Source organism: Rhizobium sp. YS-1r (assembly GCF_000757525.1).
GTDB lineage: Bacteria > Pseudomonadota > Alphaproteobacteria > Rhizobiales > Rhizobiaceae > Neorhizobium > Neorhizobium petrolearium.
This window is the reverse complement of record NZ_JPYQ01000055.1, coordinates 530,483-550,730: the sequence shown is the minus strand read 5'-3', so window position 1 is coordinate 550,730 and position 20,248 is coordinate 530,483. Positions and strand designations below refer to the sequence as shown.

Annotated in this window: 22 protein-coding genes and 1 pseudogene; 11 read left to right on the top strand and 12 right to left on the bottom strand. The window is 62.4% G+C overall.

Annotated elements, in window-relative coordinates; translation table 11 throughout:
- The first annotated feature begins 10 nt into the window (after positions 1-10).
- From JL39_RS25425 to JL39_RS25405, 5 genes are all read left to right on the top strand, one after another.
- On the top strand, positions 11-1,279 hold the full coding sequence (locus tag JL39_RS25425; RefSeq protein WP_037157359.1) for an ABC transporter substrate-binding protein: 1,269 nt from the start codon (positions 11-13) through the stop codon (positions 1,277-1,279).
- A 334-nt stretch (positions 1,280-1,613) separates the two neighbouring features.
- The gene (locus JL39_RS25420; protein WP_037157170.1) at positions 1,614-2,633 is read left to right on the top strand and encodes a sugar ABC transporter permease; all 1,020 of its coding nucleotides are present in this window, start codon (positions 1,614-1,616) and stop codon (positions 2,631-2,633) included.
- Positions 2,633-3,685 carry a carbohydrate ABC transporter permease gene (locus JL39_RS25415; protein WP_037157168.1) on the top strand — a complete coding sequence of 351 codons (1,053 nt, stop codon included), beginning with the start codon at positions 2,633-2,635 and terminating at the stop codon, positions 3,683-3,685. Before JL39_RS25420 ends, JL39_RS25415 begins: the two co-directional genes overlap by 1 nt.
- Before the next feature lie 9 nt (positions 3,686-3,694).
- Positions 3,695-4,792: a sn-glycerol-3-phosphate ABC transporter ATP-binding protein UgpC gene (ugpC, locus tag JL39_RS25410; RefSeq protein ID WP_037157166.1), complete on the top strand. Its 1,098-nt coding sequence runs from the start codon at positions 3,695-3,697 to the stop codon at positions 4,790-4,792.
- A gap of 103 nt (positions 4,793-4,895) precedes the next feature.
- Entirely contained in the window at positions 4,896-5,141 is a 246-nt protein-coding gene (locus tag JL39_RS25405) for a DUF6719 family protein (protein ID WP_037157165.1), read from the top strand.
- 14 nt (positions 5,142-5,155) lie between these two features.
- Here the strand turns inward: JL39_RS25405 and JL39_RS25400 are convergent, their stop codons facing one another.
- Positions 5,156-6,049: a dienelactone hydrolase family protein gene (locus JL39_RS25400; protein ID WP_037157163.1), complete on the bottom strand. Its 894-nt coding sequence runs from the start codon at positions 6,047-6,049 to the stop codon at positions 5,156-5,158.
- 645 nt (positions 6,050-6,694) lie between these two features.
- Here JL39_RS25400 and JL39_RS25395 point away from each other — a divergent pair.
- The 4 genes from JL39_RS25395 (at position 6,695) to JL39_RS32670 (ending at position 8,502) form a co-directional block, all read left to right on the top strand.
- Positions 6,695-7,081, top strand: coding sequence for a hypothetical protein (locus tag JL39_RS25395; RefSeq protein ID WP_037157161.1), 387 nt, complete (start codon positions 6,695-6,697; stop codon positions 7,079-7,081).
- Between the two features lie 52 nt (positions 7,082-7,133).
- On the top strand, positions 7,134-7,880 hold the full coding sequence (gene ubiG, locus JL39_RS25390) for a bifunctional 2-polyprenyl-6-hydroxyphenol methylase/3-demethylubiquinol 3-O-methyltransferase UbiG (RefSeq protein ID WP_037157357.1): 747 nt from the start codon (positions 7,134-7,136) through the stop codon (positions 7,878-7,880).
- Positions 7,881-7,943: 63 nt separating this feature from the next.
- A complete protein-coding gene (locus JL39_RS25385) occupies positions 7,944-8,207 on the top strand; it encodes a hypothetical protein (protein WP_037157160.1) in 264 nt (87 codons plus the stop codon).
- Positions 8,208-8,334: 127 nt separating this feature from the next.
- A complete protein-coding gene (locus JL39_RS32670) occupies positions 8,335-8,502 on the top strand; it encodes a type II toxin-antitoxin system RelE/ParE family toxin (RefSeq protein ID WP_244446962.1) in 168 nt (55 codons plus the stop codon).
- Between the two features lie 141 nt (positions 8,503-8,643).
- Here JL39_RS32670 and JL39_RS25375 read toward each other — a convergent pair whose 3' ends face one another.
- The 4 genes and pseudogenes from JL39_RS25375 to JL39_RS25360 form a co-directional block, all read right to left on the bottom strand.
- Positions 8,644-9,072 (bottom strand): DUF1178 family protein, encoded by a 429-nt coding sequence (locus tag JL39_RS25375; protein WP_037157158.1) that lies wholly within the window; start codon positions 9,070-9,072, stop codon positions 8,644-8,646.
- Positions 9,069-9,923: a carbon-nitrogen hydrolase family protein gene (locus JL39_RS25370; RefSeq protein ID WP_037157156.1), complete on the bottom strand. Its 855-nt coding sequence runs from the start codon at positions 9,921-9,923 to the stop codon at positions 9,069-9,071. The genes JL39_RS25375 and JL39_RS25370 overlap by 4 nt, the downstream gene beginning before the upstream one ends.
- A 10-nt stretch (positions 9,924-9,933) precedes the next feature.
- Entirely contained in the window at positions 9,934-10,191 is a 258-nt protein-coding gene (gene grxC, locus JL39_RS25365) for a glutaredoxin 3 (protein ID WP_037157154.1), read from the bottom strand.
- 68 nt (positions 10,192-10,259) lie between these two features.
- Positions 10,260-11,034, bottom strand: a pseudogene (locus JL39_RS25360) (ComF family protein).
- A 58-nt stretch (positions 11,035-11,092) separates the two neighbouring features.
- Here JL39_RS25360 and JL39_RS25355 point away from each other — a divergent pair.
- Entirely contained in the window at positions 11,093-11,965 is an 873-nt protein-coding gene (locus JL39_RS25355) for a methyltransferase domain-containing protein (RefSeq protein ID WP_037157356.1), read from the top strand.
- 6 nt (positions 11,966-11,971) lie between these two features.
- Here JL39_RS25355 and JL39_RS31295 read toward each other — a convergent pair whose 3' ends face one another.
- The 6 genes from JL39_RS31295 to JL39_RS25330 all read right to left on the bottom strand — a co-directional run bounded on the left by JL39_RS31295 (position 11,972) and on the right by JL39_RS25330 (position 16,256).
- On the bottom strand, positions 11,972-12,145 hold the full coding sequence (locus JL39_RS31295) for a Flp family type IVb pilin (RefSeq protein ID WP_081952981.1): 174 nt from the start codon (positions 12,143-12,145) through the stop codon (positions 11,972-11,974).
- 57 nt (positions 12,146-12,202) lie between these two features.
- Entirely contained in the window at positions 12,203-12,523 is a 321-nt protein-coding gene (locus JL39_RS25350; RefSeq protein WP_037157152.1) for a hypothetical protein, read from the bottom strand.
- Between the two features lie 231 nt (positions 12,524-12,754).
- Entirely contained in the window at positions 12,755-13,171 is a 417-nt protein-coding gene (mutT, locus tag JL39_RS25345; protein ID WP_037157150.1) for an 8-oxo-dGTP diphosphatase MutT, read from the bottom strand.
- A complete protein-coding gene (locus JL39_RS25340) occupies positions 13,168-13,947 on the bottom strand; it encodes a GNAT family N-acetyltransferase (protein WP_037157148.1) in 780 nt (259 codons plus the stop codon). Before JL39_RS25340 ends, mutT begins: the two co-directional genes overlap by 4 nt.
- A gap of 7 nt (positions 13,948-13,954) precedes the next feature.
- Positions 13,955-15,196, bottom strand: a complete 1,242-nt coding sequence (gene argJ, locus JL39_RS25335; RefSeq protein WP_037157146.1) for a bifunctional glutamate N-acetyltransferase/amino-acid acetyltransferase ArgJ — start codon at positions 15,194-15,196, stop codon at positions 13,955-13,957.
- A 184-nt stretch (positions 15,197-15,380) separates the two neighbouring features.
- Positions 15,381-16,256, bottom strand: coding sequence for a peptidylprolyl isomerase (locus JL39_RS25330; protein ID WP_037157144.1), 876 nt, complete (start codon positions 16,254-16,256; stop codon positions 15,381-15,383).
- A gap of 250 nt (positions 16,257-16,506) precedes the next feature.
- Between JL39_RS25330 and secA the strand changes: the two genes are divergently transcribed.
- Positions 16,507-19,218: a preprotein translocase subunit SecA gene (gene secA, locus JL39_RS25325; RefSeq protein WP_037157142.1), complete on the top strand. Its 2,712-nt coding sequence runs from the start codon at positions 16,507-16,509 to the stop codon at positions 19,216-19,218.
- Between the two features lie 4 nt (positions 19,219-19,222).
- Here the strand turns inward: secA and JL39_RS25320 are convergent, their stop codons facing one another.
- A complete protein-coding gene (locus JL39_RS25320) occupies positions 19,223-20,140 on the bottom strand; it encodes a LysR family transcriptional regulator (RefSeq protein WP_037157140.1) in 918 nt (305 codons plus the stop codon).
- Positions 20,141-20,248: the final 108 nt, after the last annotated feature.

Here is a 20,248-nt window from a genome sequence, read left to right as displayed (position 1 = left end):
GGAAATGAACATGAAAATGAAATCCATCCTGGCAGGCGCAGCGCTTGCCCTCATGAGCACGACGGCGGCCTTCGCCGGCGACGTGCGCATCATGTGGTATTCGGACGGCGTCGAAGGCGAGGTCATGAAGGACCTCGTCGGCCGCTTCATGAAGGAAAATCCGGGCATCAACGTCATCCTCGATAACGTCGCCTACAGCGTCATCAAGGAACAGCTCCCCGTCCAGCTCGAAGCCGGCAACGGCCCGGATATCGCCCGCGTCACCGCGATCAAGGACAACGCCAAGCACTGGCTCGACCTGCGTCCGCTGGTCAAGGATGCCAAGTATTGGGACGACAATTTCGGCGCCCAGGCGGACTGGATGCGTCCTGACGGCTCCAACCAGATCTCCGGCTTCATGACGCAGATTACCCTGACCGGCGGCTTCGCCAACAAGACGCTGTTCGAACAGGCCGGCGTCGAAATTCCGGGGCCGAAAGCCACTTGGGATGACTGGGCCGCTGCGGCCAAGAAAGTCAAGGAGAGCCAGCAGATCCCGTTCGCCATGGCGATCGACCGCTCCGGCCACCGCATCACCGCCCCGATGCTCTCCTACGGCGCGAACTACATCGGCACGGACGGCAAGCCCGCCCCGCTGGATCAGGGCGCCAGGGATTTCCTCACCAAGTTCGTCAACTGGACAGGCGAAGGCACGTTCGCCAAGGACGTCTGGGTCTCGGCCGCCGGCTCCACCTATCGCGCTGCTGCCGACGATTTCATCAACGGTCAGCTCGCCTTCTATTATTCCGGTTCCTGGCAGGTAGCGAATCTCGCGACCAAGATCGGCAACAATTTCGATTGGGTCGCGGTCGGCAGCCCCTGCGGTTCGGCAGCCTGCACCGGCATGCCCGGCGGCGCGGCCCTCGTCGCGGTCAAATACACCAAGAACCCGAAAGACGTCGCCACCGTCATGGACTGGTTTGCCCGGGAAGACATCGTCAAGGAATTCTCCGAACGCACCCTCTTCCTGCCCGGCCACAAGGGCGTAGTGGACAAGGGCGGTCTCGACTTCAAGACCGACAATGCCCAGGCCAAGGCTGCCTTGACCACGTTTGTCGAAGCGACCAAGACGACGTCGGAAACCGCTCTGAAACTGCCCGGCTGGCGCTGGTCCGACACGGTTTATGCCGCCGTCGTCACCCGCATCGGCCAGACGCTCGCCGGCGAACTGAAGCTCGACGACGCCTTCACGCGCATCGACGCCGATATCGCTCAGAAGGTCAAGGACGCCGGCCAGTGATGACAGGCCGGCCAAATTGCCCCGCCCGCACCGCGGGGCATCTCGGCCTTCTCTTCATGGGAAGGACGGTTGTGGTTGAAGGTACGAAGCGGCCCGGCAAGCTCCCTCTGATCTCCCCCCTTGAGGGGGAGATGTCATCGAAGATGACAGAGGGGGGTGGCTCCCGCGCAGCAGAATCGACGGTAAGCGAAGTGTCGAAACGATACCTCCCTCTGCCCTGCCCGGCATCTCCCCCTCGAGGGGGGAGATCGGCCGGCCGCGCCGTCCTTTTTTCACACATACCGATCCTGTCAGGTAGAAACTGGAATCAAGCCCCGGGAAGGAGTTCGATCCAATGAGCACAGCTTCTTCACCTTCCCGCCTCGGCGCTCTCCTCATGACGCCCGTCAACTTCGTCATGCGCCTCATCGACGTACCTTTGCGCGGTCTGCAGAAATCGACCGGCATCAGCGGCATGGCGGCCTTCTTCCTGGCGCCGAACATGCTGATCTTCGGCATCTTCGTGCTCCTGCCGCTCGTCATCAACTTCGTCTATTCGATGACCGGCGGCACTGCCTTCTTCCTCGCCGAGCGCAATTTCGTCGGCGCCGATCAGTACGCGCGCCTCTTCACCTGCGCCGACTATCTCGACCCGATGTCCTGTCAGGAGGATGCCTTCTGGACGGCCGTCGGCAACACGTTCTGGTTCGTGATCCTGCAGGTCGCTCTGATGATCCTGACGGCGCTCATCACGGCGCTGATCCTCAATCGCGATCTTGCTGCCCGCTCCTTCTGGCGTGCCGTCTTCTTCTTCCCCGTCCTGTTATCGCCCGTCGTCGTCGGGCTGATCTGGAAATGGATCCTGCAGCGCCAGGGCCTGTTGAACTTCATCCTCTTCCAGTTCGGCGACACCGAGCCCTATACTTGGCTCACCGACCGCACCTGGACCTTCGCCGCCACGATCGGCGTGTCGATCTGGGCGCATATGGGCTTCTATGCGCTGATCCTGCTCGCCGGCCTGCAGGCGATCCCCAAGGATCTCTATGAAGCGGCCGAGATGGATGGCACAAAGCCTGCGCGTGTCTTCTGGCGCATCACCCTGCCGCTGCTCGCCCCCAATCTCCTGGTCGTGGTGGTGCTGGCGCTGATCCGCGCAGTCCAGATCTTCGACGAGGTCTATGTGCTGACCGGCGGCGGTCCGGGCACCAGCACGCTCTATCTTACGCAGTATATCTATGAAACGGGCTTTGCCTCGGCGCTCCGCAATCCTGGCCTCGCGGCCGCCGCCTCGATCCTGATGGGGGGCGTACTCGTGGTCCTCACGTTGATCCAGCTCGGCATCGGCCGGAAGAACGAGAACAAGGGGAAACGCTGATGGGTGCGGCTGCGCGTTTCATTCTGCGTCGCAAGGGCGGCAAGGGCTGGCACTGGACGGACATCGTCACCTGGGTCTGGCTGATCGGCGGGCTGATCATCATGTTCGGCCCGGCCGTCTGGCTTGCCTTTTCCTCTTTCAAGACCCCGGCGGCACTTGCCGAATTCCCGCCGTCGATCCTGCCCTATGTCACCAGCCAGGCGACGGTCGAGGGCTACGACAAGCCGCTGCAGCTCTTTAATGCGAAGATGCCGGACGGCTCGACCCGCGTGCTGGCGGAAGTGCGTCGCATCGGCATCATGTCCCAGATGGTCGATCCGAAGACGCCGGGCGAGATCATCCGCGTCAACATCAACGACCGCCAGCCGGTGCGTACCCTCTCCTTCGCGACGTCGAACTATACGGAACCTTTCGTGCATTTCGACTTCCTGCGCTACCTCTGGAATTCCGTCTTCGTGACGGTCACCGCGACGCTGATCACCCTCATCGTCAATTCCATGGCCGCCTTCGCCCTGTCGAAATACGAGTTCCGCGGCCGCTCCGCCGCCATGCTGATCATCCTTGCGACGCTCATGGTGCCGCTTTCGGTCATCATGGTGCCGCTCTATTCGATCATTTCGTCGCTCGGACTGTTCAACAGCCTCTGGGGCGTCATCCTGCCGACTGTCGCCACCCCCACCGGCGTCTTCATCCTGCGCCAGTACATGCTGACCATCCCCGACGAGCTGATCGACGCGGCGCGCATGGACAAGGCGTCCGAATGGCAGATCTACTGGCGCATCGTGCTGCCGCTGACGGCGCCGGCGCTCGCCGTGCTCGCGATCTTTTCGGTCGTCTGGCGCTGGAACGACTTCCTCTGGCCGCTGATCGTCTTGTCGCGCCGCGAGCTCTATACCCTGCAGGTGGGGCTCAGCATCTATTCCGGCGAACTGAACGTCCAGTGGCACTTCATCCTGGCCATGACCGTCGTGACGATGATCCCGGTCGTGCTGGTCTTCATCTTTCTGCAGCGTTTCATCACCACCGGCATTGCCGGCACCGGACTTAAATAAGGAACACCGATGGGCGAGATCAAACTCACCGATGTCAAGAAATCCTACGGCGCCGTCGACGTCCTGAAAGACATCAACCTGCATATCAACGATGGTGAGTTCGTCGTCTTCGTCGGCCCCTCCGGCTGCGGCAAGTCCACGCTGCTGCGCACCATCGCCGGCCTTGAGAAGGTCACCGGCGGAGAGATCGAGATCGACGGCAAGCGGGTGAACGAGGTGACCGCCGCCGACCGCGGGCTTGCCATGGTCTTCCAGTCCTATGCACTCTATCCGCATATGAGCGTGCGCCAGAACCTCGCCTTCGGGCTGGAAAACTCCAACATGCCGAAGCCGGAGATCGCCGAGCGCATCCAGGAAGCCGCCCGCATGCTGGAGATCGAGCCCTATCTCGAGCGCCGTCCCGGCCAGCTTTCCGGCGGCCAGCGCCAGCGCGTCGCGATCGGCCGCGCCATCGTCCGCCGTCCGACGGCCTTCCTGCTCGACGAGCCATTGTCGAACCTCGATGCGGAATTGCGCGTCTCGACCCGCGCTGAACTTGCCGCCCTGCACGCCCGCATCGGCTCGACGATGATCTACGTCACCCACGACCAGGTGGAGGCGATGACGCTCGCCCACCGCATCGTCGTCATGCGCGCCGGCAGGATCGAACAGGTCGGCACGCCGCTCGAACTCTACAACACGCCCGCCAACCGCTTCGTCGCCGGCTTCATCGGCGCGCCGCACATGAACTTCCTCTCGGGCGAAGTCCAGGAGGTGGAAACCGGTTCGGTCACGCTTGTCATCGGTGGCGGTCATCGCCTCACCGTGCCGCTTGCCGACCATAAGCTTCGTGGCCACAAGCTGAAGACCGGCGAAAAACTGACGGTCGGCATCCGCCCGCAGCACATCACGCTGGCGAACAATCCGGGCAGCCTGCCGGTCAAGGTGCGGTTGGTGGAGGCCCTCGGCTCGGAAACCGTCATCCATGCGGATCTGAACGGCGAAAAGCTGCTCGCGGTCGTCCAGGGCCAGAAGCATATCGCCCCGGGCGACGAGGTGCATTTCTCCGTCGCCGGCGCGCCATTGCATCTGTTCGATCAGAATGGATTGCGGGTCAAAGGGGCGTAAGTCCCACCCCTGCCCTTTTGGCCTCCCCTACTCCGGATGGACAGCTGGCCGCCCCGCCGGCCCGTCTATAGACTCGCCGGAAGCGAGCGGAAGGGAGGCCCGAATGTATCGCATGTCCATGATTGCCTTGTCTGTCGCGGTTCTGCTGGAGCCGGTCGCAGCCACTTCGGCTTATGCCCAGAGCAGGACAGTGACCACCCAGCCGACACTTCAGACCTTGCCGCCGGGACGAGCCGTTCTTTTCGACAACAAGAAATGTCCTGCAGGACAGATCGCGCGTTACGCCAGGTCGAAAATGAGGGATCAGATATCCATCAAATGCGTTCACATCACCGGCCTTGGCAAATAGCGTGATCTCAAGCCTCACAAATACCCCTTGAAGAACGCCAGCACCGCCCGGCGCATGGCGGGCGTTTCCTGATGCCCGACGCCGGCTTCCGGCAGGAACACCAGCGCCCCAAGCGCCTCCGCTTCAAGATAGGCCGCTTCCGTCTCGGCAAAGGCCTTCTCCACCGCCTCCGGCGGCGTCAGCGGATCATCCCAGCCGACACAGATGAGCTGCGCCCGCGGCGCCACCAGCCCGGCGATCTCGCCGATCGAGGTTTCCTTCAAAAGACCCGGCACCGTCAGATAATGCCCATGGCGGTCATGCGCGCCCGTCTGCACGAGGGTGGCGAAATCGGCGTAGCAGCAGAGATGGGCGGTCGCCTTCACCCGGTCATCGACCGCCGCAAGAAAATAGGCGAGCGTCGCCCCCATCGAAAGTCCGGTGACCCCGATCCGCTCCAGATCGACGTCCGGCCGCGCCGCCAGCCAGGAAAGCGCCGCCGCCTGTTCCGAGACCATCTGCCCGAACAGCGTCTTCCCGTGCCAGAGCGCCGCCTTTGCAGCCGCATCCTCGGTGACGCCCGCCCGCTCACCGAAGGTCGACATGTCGATGCACAGCGTTACATACCCTTCCCGCGCCAGCACGGGGCCCGGCGCATCGAGAAGCGCCGCGCGGCCCTCGGTCAGCTCCAAAGCGCCGATATCGTATCGGCCGCCATGCGCATGGGCATAAAGGATCGCCGGTCCGGGACTGGCGGAGGCTTCGCCCGGCCGGGTCAGAAAGCCGCGGACTTCCGTTCCGTCTGAGAGCTGGAACCGCAGCCGCTCCAGAACATATCCGTCGTGGATTTCGACGGCGCTATCGATCAGCGTCAGCGACACGTCTTCGAACGCCAGCAATTCCTTGAGCCGCGCCACGGTGATCGCCATATTCCCCTCCCTGTGAGCCGCTTCGTCCGAGGACGGCGTTATGCATGGCACAACCCTATCTCCCTCCTTGCGGGGGAGATAGGCTGAACGCACCTGCTTCCCCAACAACTGCGGAGCAGTTTGGTGAGTCATTGCTTTGTGGGAAGGCCATGCCGCTTGTGATCTCCCCACCCGTGGGGGAGATGCCCGGCAGGGCAGAGGGGGGTATGGCGAGCCAAATCAAAACCTTGCGAGAAATCGACAGGAAAAACTGCCTCCGTTTATCCCCGCCCTCGCGCCTTGTGCCTACAATCTTCGCGTTCCGTTTCGGCTACACCGGTTCAAGCATCGCCGGCGAGATGGGACCGGTGCCCTTTCGGCCTGCCGTTGATGCAGGCGGGTTGTCAGGGGCTGCGCAGAAAATGGTTCCCCCCGTGCCTTGTTGCGCGGCGTGCGTGTGTCGCACCCAACCCGCTATGGCATCCGCAAGGACGTAAGACCATATCGCCGTAGAGGAACCGGAGTTGCGCGGAAAAACACACCGAACGGGACACGTCGCGTGTCACCTATAAAAATTACATTCGAGGCACCCGACGTGTCCCGGCCGAAACAAAACCACCGAGATCGCCAAGGAGTGAATCTGTCTTGCCGCAAAGGAGGAAGAGCATGGATGAGCCGGACTTCAGCAACTACGAAAAGCGCCGGGCCGAACAGCACGAGGAACTCTGCCGCGCGGCTGCGACATTGTTTTGCATCTCGGATCGCATCTGCCATTTACGGGTTTGCCGTCGTTATCGCATCTGCGTCGGGCCGATGCTGCCCTCGCCGCACCAGGCATGGGCTGTCCGCGCCCAGCGGGAAATCGGCCTTAGCGGCAAGGCTTGTGCCGAGCTTCCCCTCTGCATTGCAAACCAGGAGCCGTGGGCATTCGATATCTACAAGAAATTTATGAACGTCCTTCAGCAGGTAAGGCTCGACAGCCCGAAAATGGATTTGATCTTGGCTTGCGCCGAGAATGCGGCAATGCGGCGCTTGCCCAAGAAGCGCTCTTGACTTCCAATCCCTATCATCCGACTTCAACCAGTGAAACGAAGGGATGAAGATCATGACAGAAGCCGCCCGCAGCACCATCGATCAGAGCGAAGTCGACCGGTTCTCCGCCATGGCGGCCGAATGGTGGGACCCGACGGGAAAATTCAGGCCGCTCCACAAATTCAATCCCGTCCGGCTCACCTATCTGCGAGACCGCATCTGCGAAAATTTCGGCCGTGACCCGAAAAGCCACCTGCCGCTTTCCGGCCTCCGCATCCTGGATATCGGCTGCGGTGGCGGCCTGCTGTCGGAACCGGTCGCCCGCATGGGCGCCACCGTCGTCGGCGCCGACCCGTCGGAAAAGAACATCGGCATCGCCTCCACCCATGCGGCGGAGACCGGCACGTCGGTCGATTATCGCGCCGTCACCGCCGAACAGCTTGCCGAAGCGGGCGAAACCTTCGACGTCGTCTTGAACATGGAAGTGGTGGAGCATGTGGCGGACGTGGATTTCTTCATCACCACCTGCGCGAAAATGGTCCGCCCCGGCGGGCTGATGTTCGTCGCCACCATCAACCGCACCTTCAAGGCCGGGGCATTGGCGATCTTTGCGGCGGAAAACGTCCTGCGCTGGCTGCCGAGGGGCACCCACCAATACGAAAAACTGGTGCGTCCGGAAGAGCTCGAAAAGCCGCTCCACGCCGCCGGCATGGAGATCATCCACCGCACCGGCGTCTTCTTCAACCCGCTGCAGGACCGCTGGAACCTCTCAGCGGACATGGACGTCAACTACATGCTGCTGGCGAAAAGGGCAGCGTGATCCGCTTCCACGGCCCGTCGGTTCTGTGGTAATCTTCACATCGTTCCGTTTTGGGAGAGACCGATGGCTGAAGCCGTGAAAGTCACAGTAACGCTGGAGCCGGACATCGAGGATTTTGTCCGCGACCAGACTGAACGCGGCTCCTTTGCGTCGTCCAGCGACTATATCGAAACCGTACTTCGCGAACGCTTTGAGCGCGCGCGTGAGCAGCTGGATGCCGAACTTCAGAAAGGCATCGACGATATCGAGGCCGGTCGGTTCATGTCGATCGAGGAGGCTTTCGATAGTGTCTACGAGGAACTCGGCCTGAAGCGTCTGGCACGATGAAAGTCATCTTCTCTCGCCAAGCGCGTGGAGACCTCAGGGATATCGGTCGATACCTGCTGAACCAGAATCCTGGCCCGCCATCCCTTATATGGAAGACCTGCGCACTGCATGCTTGGAGCTCGCGCGCATGCCCCATGCTTTCGAGAACCTGGAACTGTCAAATCATCCAGGAGTTCGCCGGCGTGTCTTCGCTCCCTATGTGATCTTCTATCGAGCAGAAAACCCGGACGTGAGAATCCTCCGCGTCGTCCACGGTGCGAGGGATTATCTGCGTATCCTCAACGAGGAAATTTGAGAGCGTTTTCTCGCCGTAGGGATCATCCCCGCCCCTCATTCCCCTGCTACACTTCATCCCGACGAATACACGAAAGACCGGACGGATTTCACTCCATCCAGCCCTTCGGGTTCTTTGAAATGAAGTCTTGCGGAAACGAGGTCAGTTCGTGTCCTCGGGGAGCACCGGCATCGGCGCCACCTCGATGCCCTCTTCGAGAAGATCGCGCACCTCGCTAAGGCTCGCCTGGCCGATGATGCCGCGCGCATCCGCCTCGCCGTAATGGATCTTGCGGGCCTCCTCGGGGAATTTCTCGCCCACGTCCTCCGCATTGGCCTTGATCTCGGCGACCGCCTGCTTGAGCTTTGCCATCGCCTCCTGGCGGGCAAGGTCCATGACCATCGCCTGTTTCTCTTCCTTTTTGCGCGCCGTCGAAACGGCGGGCGCCATCAGCGTTTTGGAGATCGAGGGGGAATTGCAGACGGGACAGGTGAGAAAGCCGCTTTCGACCTGGCGATCGAAATCGGCACTTTCGGAGAACCAGCCCTCGAACGTATGAGCATTTTCACAGGTCAGCGTATACTTGATCAAGCGGCAACCCCTCCCGCCACATCGGACACAGTGTCCAGCGCGAATTCGCGGGCATTCCTGAGATTGGGGATTTTGACGCGTGCGGCCTTTACCGCATCGATGTCGATCTCCGCAAGCACCACCGCCTCGCCGGTGCCGCCGGCGGATGCCAGCACCTTACCCCAGGGATCGACGATCATCGAATGGCCGAAGGTCTCGCGGCCGTCTTCATGAACCCCTGCCTGGGCGGCGGCGATCACGAAGGCGCCGTTTTCGATGGCGCGGGCGCGCAGCAGGATCTCCCAATGGGCCTCGCCCGTCTGGCGGGTGAAGGCGGCGGGCACGGTCAGGATCTCGGCGCCGACGAGCGCCTCGGCGCGGAAAAGCTGCGGGAAACGCACGTCGTAGCAGATCGCGAAGCCGAGCCTGCCGAACGGCAGGTCGGCGACCCGCGCGGCGACGCCCGGCTCGTAGGCCGAGCTTTCGCGCCAGCTCTCGCCGTTGTCGAGATCGACGTCGAACATGTGGATCTTGTCATAGGTTGAGATCAGCCGGCCTCCGGGAGCGAAGAGGAAGGCCCGGTTGGCAATCTTGCCGTCCTCCCTTGCGATCGCCGTCGAGCCGACATGCAGATGAATGCCGAGTTCGCCGGCGAGGTTGCGGGCGGTCGAAACGATGATGTCATTCGTCTCGTCGCGCAGGATGTCGCGCATCGCCTTGCGGTCCCGCTGCAGAGCGCCGGTCATTTCCGGTGTCTGGATATAGGTCGCCCCATGCGCCGCCGCCTCGCGCACCAGCCGGACCATGTCGGCGGCGTTCTTGTGCGGATCAACGCCGGAGCACATCTGGATCGCTGCTGCCTTGAACGTCATCGCCCTGTCCTCACGCTGCCAGCATCGGGTCCAGCTTGCCGGCCCGGTCAAGCGCATGAAGGTCGTCGCAGCCGCCGACATGCGTTCCGTTGATGAAGATCTGCGGGAAGGTCGAACGGCCGTTGGCCTTCTGGATCATTTCCTCGCGCAGTTCCCTGGAATAGGTTGCATCATGCTCGGTATACTTGATGCCCTTGGACTCGAGCAAAGCCTTCGCACGGGCGCAATAGCCGCAATATTCGCGGGTATAGATGGTCACATCTGCCATGAACGTCTCCGGACGCAGCCAAGTGGGAAGGAAACCGGGAAAAGGCCGCGTACAACTGTCATCTTCTGTCATATAGGCCCGGAAATGGCCATTGCAAAGGTCAAAACCGTGACCTCCGCAGCGCCTGCCCTCTTCAGCGCCCGGGTGGCGGAAGAAACGGTCGCCCCGGTCGTGTAGACGTCGTCGATGAGGATCAGGCGCCTGCCGAAAACATCCGCCTCATGGCCGGGCGCGACCTGGAAGGCGGCCCGCACATTGTCCTCACGGGCGCGGGCCGAAAGCCCCACCTGCCGGCTGGTGCGCTTGACGCGGACAAGCGTCGACGGCAGGAACGGCCGGCCGGACTTCTGCGAAAGATGCCGCCCGAGTTCCGCCGCTTGGTTGAACTTCCTGGATGCGAAGCGCGAGCGGTGGAGCGGAACCGGCAGGATACCGTCCGATTTTGCCACATGGTCTTCGGCGGCGCGCAGCATCAGGCCGGCCATCATCGGGGCAAGGTCGGTGCGGTCCCGGTATTTCAGCGAATGCACGAGGTCGCGCGCCGGCCCCTCGAAGATCGCGGCGGACCGCAGCCGGTCGAAGACGGGCGGATTGGCGATCGCCTCGGCCGACAGCATGCCCTCTCCCGGATCGTAGGAGAACGGCAGGCCGAGCACCTCGCAATAGGGCCGTTCGATGAAGCGGATCCTGCCAGCAGGCGGGGCAGAACCCGCCATGCGCCCCGGTGCTGACCCCGCAGCCGGGACAGACCGGCGGATAGACGAGATCGGCAAGCCATCTCGTCCACCCTGCGGCAAACGATGCTACAAATCGAAGGGCATTGGCGCTCGGCTCGGCGGACATGGGTTGACTTTAGCGCATGAAGAGAGCCTTTGCGACGGCAGGATACGGGTTTGATACGATGGAAATTCTTTTCGATGAACGGCTGATCGAGGCAAGGCGCGAACGCGCCTTCGCCGGTGGGGATCACAAGGCCGCCTTCCTCCTGGAGATCGCCGGCCGCGAGCTCGCGGATCGCCTCGCCGTCGTCGAGCGCCGGTTCGAAACCGCCGTCGAGCTGCATGGCGGCACCGGCATCGCCGCCCGTGATGCGCTGGCGACCGGCAAGATCGGTGTCATGCGCCGTATCGAAACCAGTGAGGCCTTCGCCGGAGATGGCGAGACGGTGACGGCCGCTCCCTGGGAGGACGTGCCGCTGGAACCGGAATCCGTCAACCTGGTGCTGTCGCCGCTGGCGCTGCACCTTGTCAACGATACGCCCGGTACGCTGATCCGCTTCCGCCGTGCGCTGAAGCCGGACGGGCTTTTTCTGGCCGCCATCCCCGGCGTGGGGACCCTTTCCGAACTGCGTGACGTCCTGTTGTCGGCCGAAGCGGAATTGCTGGGCGGTGCAAGCCCGCGCGTCATCCCCTTCGCCGATGTCCGGGATGTCGGGGGCCTTCTGCAGCGCGCCGGCTTCACGCTGCCGGTGGTCGATATCGAGACCTATACGGTGCGCTACGACTCGCTCTTTCCGCTGATGCGGGATCTGCGTGCCATGGGCATGACGAACCCGCTCGCCGGCCGCAGCCGCGTGCCGGTGACAAGGCGCTTCTTCGTGAGGGCGGCGGAGATCTATGCCGAGCGCTATTCCGATCCGGACGGCCGCATCCGCGCGACTTTCTCGATCATCTACGCCTCAGGCTGGTCGCCGCACGAAAGCCAGCAGCAGCCCCTGAAACCGGGGTCCGCCAGGATGCGGCTGGCAGACGCCCTGCGCGGAGGGACGGAGTAGCTCGCTCTAAGGCGTAGCGTCCTCGTAGGCATCGGCAATCCCGCCGAACATATTGTTCATCAACTCGTAGTAATCGCCCAATGCGACAAACAGGGTCAGTGCCAGGATCGAAATGAGCAGGCCGTATTCCACGGCCGTCGCGCCGCTGTTATCCTTAAAGAGAGAGCTGAAAAGGCGCATCAATTATCCTTCGGGCCTGGAATGGACGAATCCAGGCGCCTGAAAACGGCTCCGGCTTCAGCAGTCGCTACCGGCTCCGTAGCCCTCGACGATGCAGACCGTGCCCGGTGTCTCCTGCAGGACACTACGGCGAATTGTATAATGTTTCGTGCTCTTTTCGGCCGGTTTGATGGAGCCCGTGGTGATCAGGTCGAAGTCATCCTGAATCTGCCCCAGCTGACGCTCGTGATTGCGGCCCGCCAGCATCGGCGTGATGATCAGGGAAAGAGCGATGGCAGCCGTGCCGAACAGGAGTGCGATGTTGAGCGCGCCGGTCCTGCCGAAACTGTGCCGCGCCTGTTGCCGGCCTCGCACGGTTTTCCAGAATTCCTCGTCCATGCCTTCATAGCCTCGTCAACGCGGTTACCAGATGATGAGGCCTGAAAATATCACACGCGGCTAAACGATCTCTTAACAACGAGTGAATTCGGTCATTCTAATTTGAACGATTGAGCCGCGGCAACGACCTACAGCATCAGCCCGAAGGTCGGAATCGATTTTCGGAAAGCACGATGCGTAGATTCAATAATTTAAAGCGTCCTTTGTGCGTCCGAATGGACGCACGGCGCTCTATAGCAGGTCCTGAAGAATGGGTATCAGCGGCTCGTCGGCCGGCGGCATGGGGTAGTCGCGTAGCGCGTTCGGCCTGACCCATTTGATCGCCTGGCCTTCCCGACCGGTCGGGATGCCCTCGAAACGCCGGCAGATATAAAGCGGCATCAGAAGATGGAAGGTCTCATAGGTGTGGCTGGCGAAGGTGAGCGGCGCAAGGCAGGGGATTTTGGTGGTGATGCCGAGCTCTTCCTCGAGCTCGCGTACCAGCGTTTCCTCCGGCGTTTCGCCCGGCTCGACCTTGCCGCCGGGAAACTCCCAGAGACCGGCGAGCGTCTTGCCCTCCGGGCGCTGCGCCAGCAGGATGCGCCCGTCGGCATCGATCAGCGCGCAGGCCGCGACCAGCACCAGCTTGCGGGGTGTTTCGCTGCTCATCCTCGTCCTTCCCGCCACCAGTAACGGTATTCGTAGGCCTTGCGAAAGCCGAATTTCCGGTAGAGCGCCAGCGCCGTCGCGTTGGTGGAGACGACCTGTAGCCAGGCCTGCCGCGCACCGCTGATGCGGGCCCAGCGCAAGGCCGAAGACAGGATCTGCGTGCCTATGCCTTCCCGCCGGTGGGCTTCCGCAACGGCAAAGGACATGATGCCGGCCAGATCGTTATCTTGCACGCAGAGCGCCACGGCGACCGCGCCGTTTGCCGGATCTTCTTTCATGAAGAAGCCCGACGGCGGCTTGATCGCCGAGAGGATTTCGGCAAGCGCCGGCTTTAGCGCGATGCTTTCGCCTTCAACAGCAAGGCTGGCGTCGATGAACCGGCCGATGTCGTGACTCGGCAGGTAGTCGAGCGTGTCGGGCAGTGCGAGTTCCGTCAGATCGACGGTCAGCACGTCGACCGTCTCGAACATCCGCCATCCGTCCGCCTTGAGATGGTCGATGAGGACGGGAGGAGCGAGCGGCGTCTCGCGGACGATGAGCGGCCGGCCATAGCTCTCGAACCGCTTGCGTGCCCTTTCGAGCCGCTGCTCCATATCGCGATGATCGGAAGGATCGAGCGGGACGATGCAATTCAGCCGTTTGGATGGATGGCCGCCGGTGAGCCGTACCTGCCAGCTCCCGTCATAGACGACGGAAGCCGCCGGCCAGGCCCGGAAGCCCACGGCCTCCAGCCGGCGAACCAGAGGCAGATTGCTCTGCGGAGATGATGCCTGCATCAAATGATCAGCTCCGGTAGTCGCCGTTGATAGCGACATATTCCTTGGTGAGGTCGCAGGTCCAGACAGTCGCCGTGCCGTTGCCGAGGCCGAGATCGACTTTCACAGGAATGTCCTGTTGCCTCATGACGGCGGTGGCGGCAGCTTCGGAATAGCTGGGATCGCGCTCGCCCTCGACGGCGACCCGCACGTCGCCGAACCAGATCGCCAGCCGGTCGCGGTCGGCCATCTCACCGGATTTGCCGACGGCCATCACGACGCGGCCCCAGTTGGCGTCCTCGCCGGCGATCGCCGTCTTGACCAGCGGCGAGTTGGCGATCGACAGCGCGATCACTTTCGCGGCCGCATCGCTCTCGGCGCCGGTCACGGTGATCTCGACCATCTTGCGGGCGCCTTCGCCATCCCGCACGACCTGCAGCGCCAGATCCTTGAGCAGATCGTCGAGCGCGGCGCGGAAGCTTTGAAGACGCGGATCGTCCGCGCTCTCGACGCGGACCTGACCGTCATCGGCGGCAGCACCCGTCGCAAACAGCATCAGAGTATCGGAAGTCGAAGTATCGCTGTCCACCGTGACGGAGTTGAAGCTCGGGCCGACGCCCGCGGCAAGCAGGGTCTGCAAGGCCGGCGAGGCGATGTCCGCATCGGTCACCACGAAGGAGAGCATCGTCGCCATGTCCGGCGCGATCATCCCGGCCCCCTTGGCGATGCCGTTGATCGTCACCTTCACGCCGCCGATCTCCGCGGTGCGGGTCGCGACCTTCGGGTAGGTGTCGGTGGTCATGATCGCCTTGGCCGCTTCCTGCCAGAAGTCGCCGGCGGCGGTCCTGTTCATGTCGCCGAGCACGCCGGCGAATTTCGTCGCATCCAGCGGTTCGCCGATAACGCCGGTCGAAGCGAGGTAGACCTCGTTCTCGCCGCAGCCGACGGCTTGCGACGCGGATTTCGCGGTCAGTGCCGTCGCGGCCTTGCCCTTGATGCCGGTGAATGCATTGGCATTGCCGGAATTGACGACGACCGCGCGAGCGATCCCGTGCGGCAGGTTGGCGCGACAGAAATCCACCGGCGCGGAAGGGCACTTGGACCGCGTGAAGACGCCCGCCACCGCGGCCGGCCGGTCGAAAACCATCAGCAGCACATCGGTGCGGTTCTTGTACTTGATCCCGGCGGCGGCAGTCGCCATGCGCACGCCGCGCAATGCCGGCATGTCGGGATAGGATTTCGGGGCGAGCGGCGAAACGGAAGCGGACATGGCTAGACCTTGGTTCAATTGAAAGTCGAAGCTGGACTACCTGCTCGACGTCATCCTCGGGCTTGTCCCCGAGGATCTGCTGCTCTTCATGATAGTGGATAGATCCTCGGGACAAGCCCGAGGATGACGGATAAATGCGGAGGTCTCCACCTCGAGGGTAAGATGGACTCCTTATCCTTAATCCTTACGGCTTCGGAGCCGGGGCGTCGCTTGCACCCTGCATCTTGTTGACTTCGTCATAGCCCTTCTTGAGGGCCTCATCGACGATCTCGACCTTCTGCTCGCTCTTGGCCTTCTCGATCAGCGCCACATACTTGTCGCGCATCACGAGCTGCTTGACCTGGTCCTCGACCTGTTCGAGGGCCGGCGGGGGAGCGTCGCGCTTGTCTTCGACCTTGATGACATGGAAGCCGAACTGCGTCTTGACGGGGGTCTTCGTGTAGGCGCCCTTTTCGAGGGCGAAAGCGGCTTCCTCGAATTCCGGAACCATGCGGCCGGGGCCGAACCAGCCAAGATCACCGCCTTCATCCTTATTGGAATCCTGCGACTTTTCCTTGGCGATCTCGGCAAAATCCTTGCCGGCGTCGAGATCAGCGATGACCGCCTTCGCCTCGTCTTCCGTCTTCACCAGGATGTGACGGGCATGCACCTCTTCCTGCTTCGGGATAGAGGCGATTTCCTTGTCGTAACGGGCCTTCACCTCTTCCGGGGTGACGGCATCGATGACATGCTTGCGGAAATAGGCGTTATGAAGTTCACGGTCGCCGATATAGGCCATCCGCTTCTTGAAATCGTCCGTATCCTTGATGCCTTCGGCGATCGCACCCGATGCGAGAAGCTTGACGTCGATGGCGCCGGAAAGGGCGGCGACTTTCTTCTGCTCGTCCGGAAGCTGGGCAAGCTGCGGGTCGAGGTTCTGGACGGCCAGGTCGAGTTCCGACTGGCGGATTTCCAGGCTGCCGACCTTCGCCACGACCGGATCTTCCGCCGCAAACACCGGAGCCTGGGAGAAGATTGCAGCAGCGAGCGCGGCCGTTACGAGAAATTTGTGGCGCAACATCAATTCACCTTTCAATAGGGCACCGGTTTCAGAATGCCTGATTCCGGCCGGAAAACCTTCACAAACACCGGAATGTGGCCATTCTGTATCGGCCGCCACCGTTGACATCATTCGACCCCCCTCTTATCTGTCACGCAACTTTGCGTCCAGAAGAGTTTCCGGGCGTGGCGGGTCATTTTTTCGTCATCGGATGATGATGGGCCGCCCGGCCCGCGATCCCGAGAGAACTGATTCAGAAAGGACCATTCGTATGGTCAGCCTTGGCGGCATCGCCCGCAAATTGTTCGGTTCGGCAAACGATCGCCGCCTGCGCGGCTACACGCCGAGGATCGACGCGATCAACGCGATCGAGGAGAAGACCAAGGCTCTCTCCGATGAGCAGCTCGCCGCCCAGACGACGGAATTCAGGAAGCTGCTGGCCGAAGGCAAGACGCTGGACGACATCCTGATCCCCGCCTTTGCCGTGGTGCGTGAAGCCTCGCGCCGGGTGCTCGGCATGCGGCCCTTCGATGTGCAGTTGATGGGCGGCATGATCCTTCATGATGGCGCGATCGCCGAGATGAAGACCGGCGAAGGCAAGACGCTGGTGGCGACGCTGCCCGTCTATCTGAACGCGCTCGCCGGCAAGGGCGTCCACGTCGTGACCGTCAACGATTACCTCGCCCGTCGCGACGCAACGACGATGGGCCGGCTTTACGGCTTCCTCGGCCTGACGACCGGCGTCATCGTCCACGGTCTCGACGACGAGGAACGCCGCGCGGCCTATGCCTGCGACATCACCTACGCCACCAACAACGAACTCGGCTTCGATTATCTGCGCGACAACATGAAATACGAGCGCGCGCAGATGGTCCAGCGCGGCCACAACTATGCGATCGTCGACGAAGTGGACTCGATCCTGGTCGACGAGGCCCGCACGCCGCTGATCATCTCCGGCCCGCTCGACGACCGTTCCGACCTTTACAACACGATCGACGCCTTCATTCCGCAACTCACGCCGGAAGACTATGAGATCGACGAGAAGCAGCGTTCCGCCAACTTCTCGGAAGTCGGCACGGAAAAGCTGGAAAACCTGCTGCGCCAGGCCGGGCTCTTGAAGGGCGAAGCCCTCTACGACGTCGAAAATGTCGCGATCGTCCATCACATCAACAACGCTCTGAAGGCCCACAAGCTCTTCACCCGCGACAAGGATTACATCGTCCGCAACGGCGAGATCGTCATCATCGACGAGTTCACGGGCCGCATGATGCCGGGCCGCCGCTATTCGGAAGGCCAGCATCAGGCGCTCGAAGCCAAGGAAAAGGTGCAGATCCAGCCGGAGAACCAGACGCTCTCCTCGATCACCTTCCAGAACTATTTCCGCATGTATTCAAAGCTCGCCGGGATGACCGGTACGGCTTCGACGGAAGCGGAAGAGTTCGGCAACATCTATAAGCTCGAAGTGGTCGAAGTCCCGACCAATCTTCCGATCGCCCGCATCGACGAGGACGACGAGGTCTACCGGACCTTCGAGGAGAAGTTCAAGGCGATCATCGAAGAAATCAAGGCCGCCCACGAGCGCGGCCAGCCGGTGCTCGTCGGTACGACCTCGATCGAGAAGTCCGAACTGCTCGCCAACCTGCTGCGTCAGTCGGGTTTCGATAAGTTCCAGGTGCTGAACGCCCGCTATCACGAGCAGGAAGCCTATATCGTGTCGCAGGCCGGCGTGCCGGGCGCGGTCACGATCGCCACCAACATGGCCGGCCGCGGCACCGACATCCAGCTCGGCGGCAATGTCGAGATGCGCCTCGAGCGCGAGCTTGAAGGCATAGAGGATGAGGCCGAGCGCCGGGCGAAGGAAGCGGCGATCCGCGAGGAGGTGAAGAGCCTCAAGGAAAAAGCATTGGCCGCCGGCGGTCTCTACGTCATCGCCACCGAACGCCATGAAAGCCGCCGTATCGACAATCAGTTGCGCGGCCGTTCCGGCCGCCAGGGTGACCCGGGCCGCTCGAAATTCTACCTGTCCCTCCAGGACGACCTGATGCGCATCTTCGGCTCCGACCGTATGGACGGCATGCTGCAGAAGCTCGGTCTGAAGGAAGGCGAAGCGATTGTCCATCCCTGGATCAACAAGGCGCTCGAGCGCGCCCAGAAGAAGGTCGAAGCCCGCAACTTCGACATCCGCAAGAACCTTCTGAAATACGACGACGTCACCAATGACCAGCGCAAGGTGATCTTCGAACAGCGCATCGAGATGATGGATTCGGAAGACGTGTCCGAGATCGTCGAGGATATGCGCAACGAAGTGATCGAGGTCATCGTTGCCAAGCACATCCCCGAAAGGGCCTATGCCGAACAGTGGAATGCGGCAGGCCTGCGCGAGGATGCCGGACGCCTCCTGAACCTCGACCTGCCGATCGAAGACTGGGTCAAGGAAGAGGGCATCGGCGAGGACGATATCCGCGAACGCATCACGCAAGCGGCCGACCAGACCGCCGCTGATCGCCGCGAACGCTTCGGTGCGGATATCATGAACTATGTCGAGCGCTCCGTGCTGCTGCAGACGCTGGACCATCTCTGGCGCGAGCACATCGTCAACCTCGACCACCTGCGCTCGGTGATCGGCTTCCGCGGCTATGCCCAGCGCGACCCGCTGCAGGAATACAAGGCGGAAGCCTTCGAGCTTTTCCAGGCGCTGCTTGCCAACCTCCGCGAGGCAGTGACGGCACAGATGATGCGCGTCGAACTGGTGCAGAACCCGCAGCCGCCGGAACCGCCGCCGGTTTTCGAAGCGCATCATCTCGATGCCACGACCGGTATGGACGAGGTGAGCGGCCTCGACGGCGAGAACTTCCTCGCGGCGCCGCAGGACCGCCGGCCGGAAGACCCCTCCACCTGGGGCAAGATCGGCCGCAACGAGCCCTGCCCCTGCGGATCAGGCAAGAAATACAAGCACTGCCACGGCGCGTTCGAGCAGGTGTGAGGCTTTAAGCTTCGGCGCGGCCTTGCCCCGCCGAAGCGGCGCAGACGTCCCTCACACAGCCACGCAGCCAGCGATGCGCCGGATCGGCATCCATCCTCGGATGCCAGAAGAGCGATATCGTGATCTCCGGCACCGGTACCGGAAGGGCAAAGCTGAACATATCCGCCCGCAGGTCACGCGTATGGCGTTCGGGAACCGTGGCGACCAGATCTGATGCCCGAGCAAGGGCCAGCGCCGCGGCAAAGCCGCCGACCATCGTCCCGATCTCTCGCCTGATCCCCTGAATTTCAAGGATTTCGTCCAGATAGCCCTTCTCGGAACCGCGCCGAGAGACGAGCACGTGTCTGGCCGCGGCATAGCGGGACGGCGTTATTTGACCGGCACTCAACGGATGGTCTGCACGAACGACGCCGACGAAGCGGTCGCTGAACAATGCCTGCACCCGAACCTCGGGACCGGTAGCCTTGCCGATTACGCCGGTCTCCATGTCGATGCTGCCGTCGCGCAAGGGACCGCTGTCCTTGTCCTGCTTCGGCACGAAGCGGAGCCGCACGCCGGGCGCTTCCCGGTTCACGCGGGCAATGAGATCCGGACCGAAATTCTCTACGAAACCGTCGCTTGCGCGAAGCGTGAACGTCCGGGTCAGCTTTGAAAGATCGAGTGCCTCAGCCGGCCGCAGCACCGCCTCGACCTCTTCGAGAAGCAGGCCGACGCGCTCGCTGAGTTCGAGCGCCCTTGGCGTCGGAACGAGACCGCGTCCTGCCCTCACCAGCAGCGGATCGCCCGTCGCCTCCCGCAATCGCGCCAGCGCCCGGCTCATGGCCGAAGGGCTGAGTCCGAGCCGCCTGGCGGCATGGGCCACGCTGCCTTCCGCAAGCAGCGCATCAAGGGTGACAAGCAGGTTGAGGTCCGGATGCGACATACGCCGGACAATAGCACGGACCTCGCCGAATGATATGGCGTCAGATGCACGAATAAAATGCAAATGATGCGCGTTCCGCCACGATATGCCTGAGGCTAGATTTGCCGC

Coding starts and splice junctions, on each gene's coding strand:
- JL39_RS25395 (WP_037157161.1), top strand. CDS start 6,695: ATGGATGAGCCGGACTTCAGCAACTACGAAAAGCGCCGGGCCGAACAG.
- JL39_RS25400 (WP_037157163.1), bottom strand. CDS start 6,049: ATGGCGATCACCGTGGCGCGGCTCAAGGAATTGCTGGCGTTCGAAGAC.
- JL39_RS25405 (WP_037157165.1), top strand. CDS start 4,896: ATGTATCGCATGTCCATGATTGCCTTGTCTGTCGCGGTTCTGCTGGAG.
- JL39_RS25340 (WP_037157148.1), bottom strand. CDS start 13,947: ATGCAGGCATCATCTCCGCAGAGCAATCTGCCTCTGGTTCGCCGGCTG.
- JL39_RS25385 (WP_037157160.1), top strand. CDS start 7,944: ATGGCTGAAGCCGTGAAAGTCACAGTAACGCTGGAGCCGGACATCGAG.
- secA (WP_037157142.1), top strand. CDS start 16,507: ATGGTCAGCCTTGGCGGCATCGCCCGCAAATTGTTCGGTTCGGCAAAC.
- JL39_RS25350 (WP_037157152.1), bottom strand. CDS start 12,523: ATGGACGAGGAATTCTGGAAAACCGTGCGAGGCCGGCAACAGGCGCGG.
- JL39_RS25320 (WP_037157140.1), bottom strand. CDS start 20,140: ATGTCGCATCCGGACCTCAACCTGCTTGTCACCCTTGATGCGCTGCTT.
- JL39_RS25370 (WP_037157156.1), bottom strand. CDS start 9,923: ATGACGTTCAAGGCAGCAGCGATCCAGATGTGCTCCGGCGTTGATCCG.
- ubiG (WP_037157357.1), top strand. CDS start 7,134: ATGACAGAAGCCGCCCGCAGCACCATCGATCAGAGCGAAGTCGACCGG.
- JL39_RS32670 (WP_244446962.1), top strand. CDS start 8,335: ATGCCCCATGCTTTCGAGAACCTGGAACTGTCAAATCATCCAGGAGTT.
- JL39_RS25415 (WP_037157168.1), top strand. CDS start 2,633: ATGGGTGCGGCTGCGCGTTTCATTCTGCGTCGCAAGGGCGGCAAGGGC.
- JL39_RS25420 (WP_037157170.1), top strand. CDS start 1,614: ATGAGCACAGCTTCTTCACCTTCCCGCCTCGGCGCTCTCCTCATGACG.
- grxC (WP_037157154.1), bottom strand. CDS start 10,191: ATGGCAGATGTGACCATCTATACCCGCGAATATTGCGGCTATTGCGCC.
- argJ (WP_037157146.1), bottom strand. CDS start 15,196: ATGTCCGCTTCCGTTTCGCCGCTCGCCCCGAAATCCTATCCCGACATG.
- ugpC (WP_037157166.1), top strand. CDS start 3,695: ATGGGCGAGATCAAACTCACCGATGTCAAGAAATCCTACGGCGCCGTC.
- mutT (WP_037157150.1), bottom strand. CDS start 13,171: ATGAGCAGCGAAACACCCCGCAAGCTGGTGCTGGTCGCGGCCTGCGCG.
- JL39_RS25330 (WP_037157144.1), bottom strand. CDS start 16,256: ATGTTGCGCCACAAATTTCTCGTAACGGCCGCGCTCGCTGCTGCAATC.
- JL39_RS25355 (WP_037157356.1), top strand. CDS start 11,093: ATGGAAATTCTTTTCGATGAACGGCTGATCGAGGCAAGGCGCGAACGC.
- JL39_RS31295 (WP_081952981.1), bottom strand. CDS start 12,145: ATGCGCCTTTTCAGCTCTCTCTTTAAGGATAACAGCGGCGCGACGGCC.
- JL39_RS25425 (WP_037157359.1), top strand. CDS start 11: ATGAAAATGAAATCCATCCTGGCAGGCGCAGCGCTTGCCCTCATGAGC.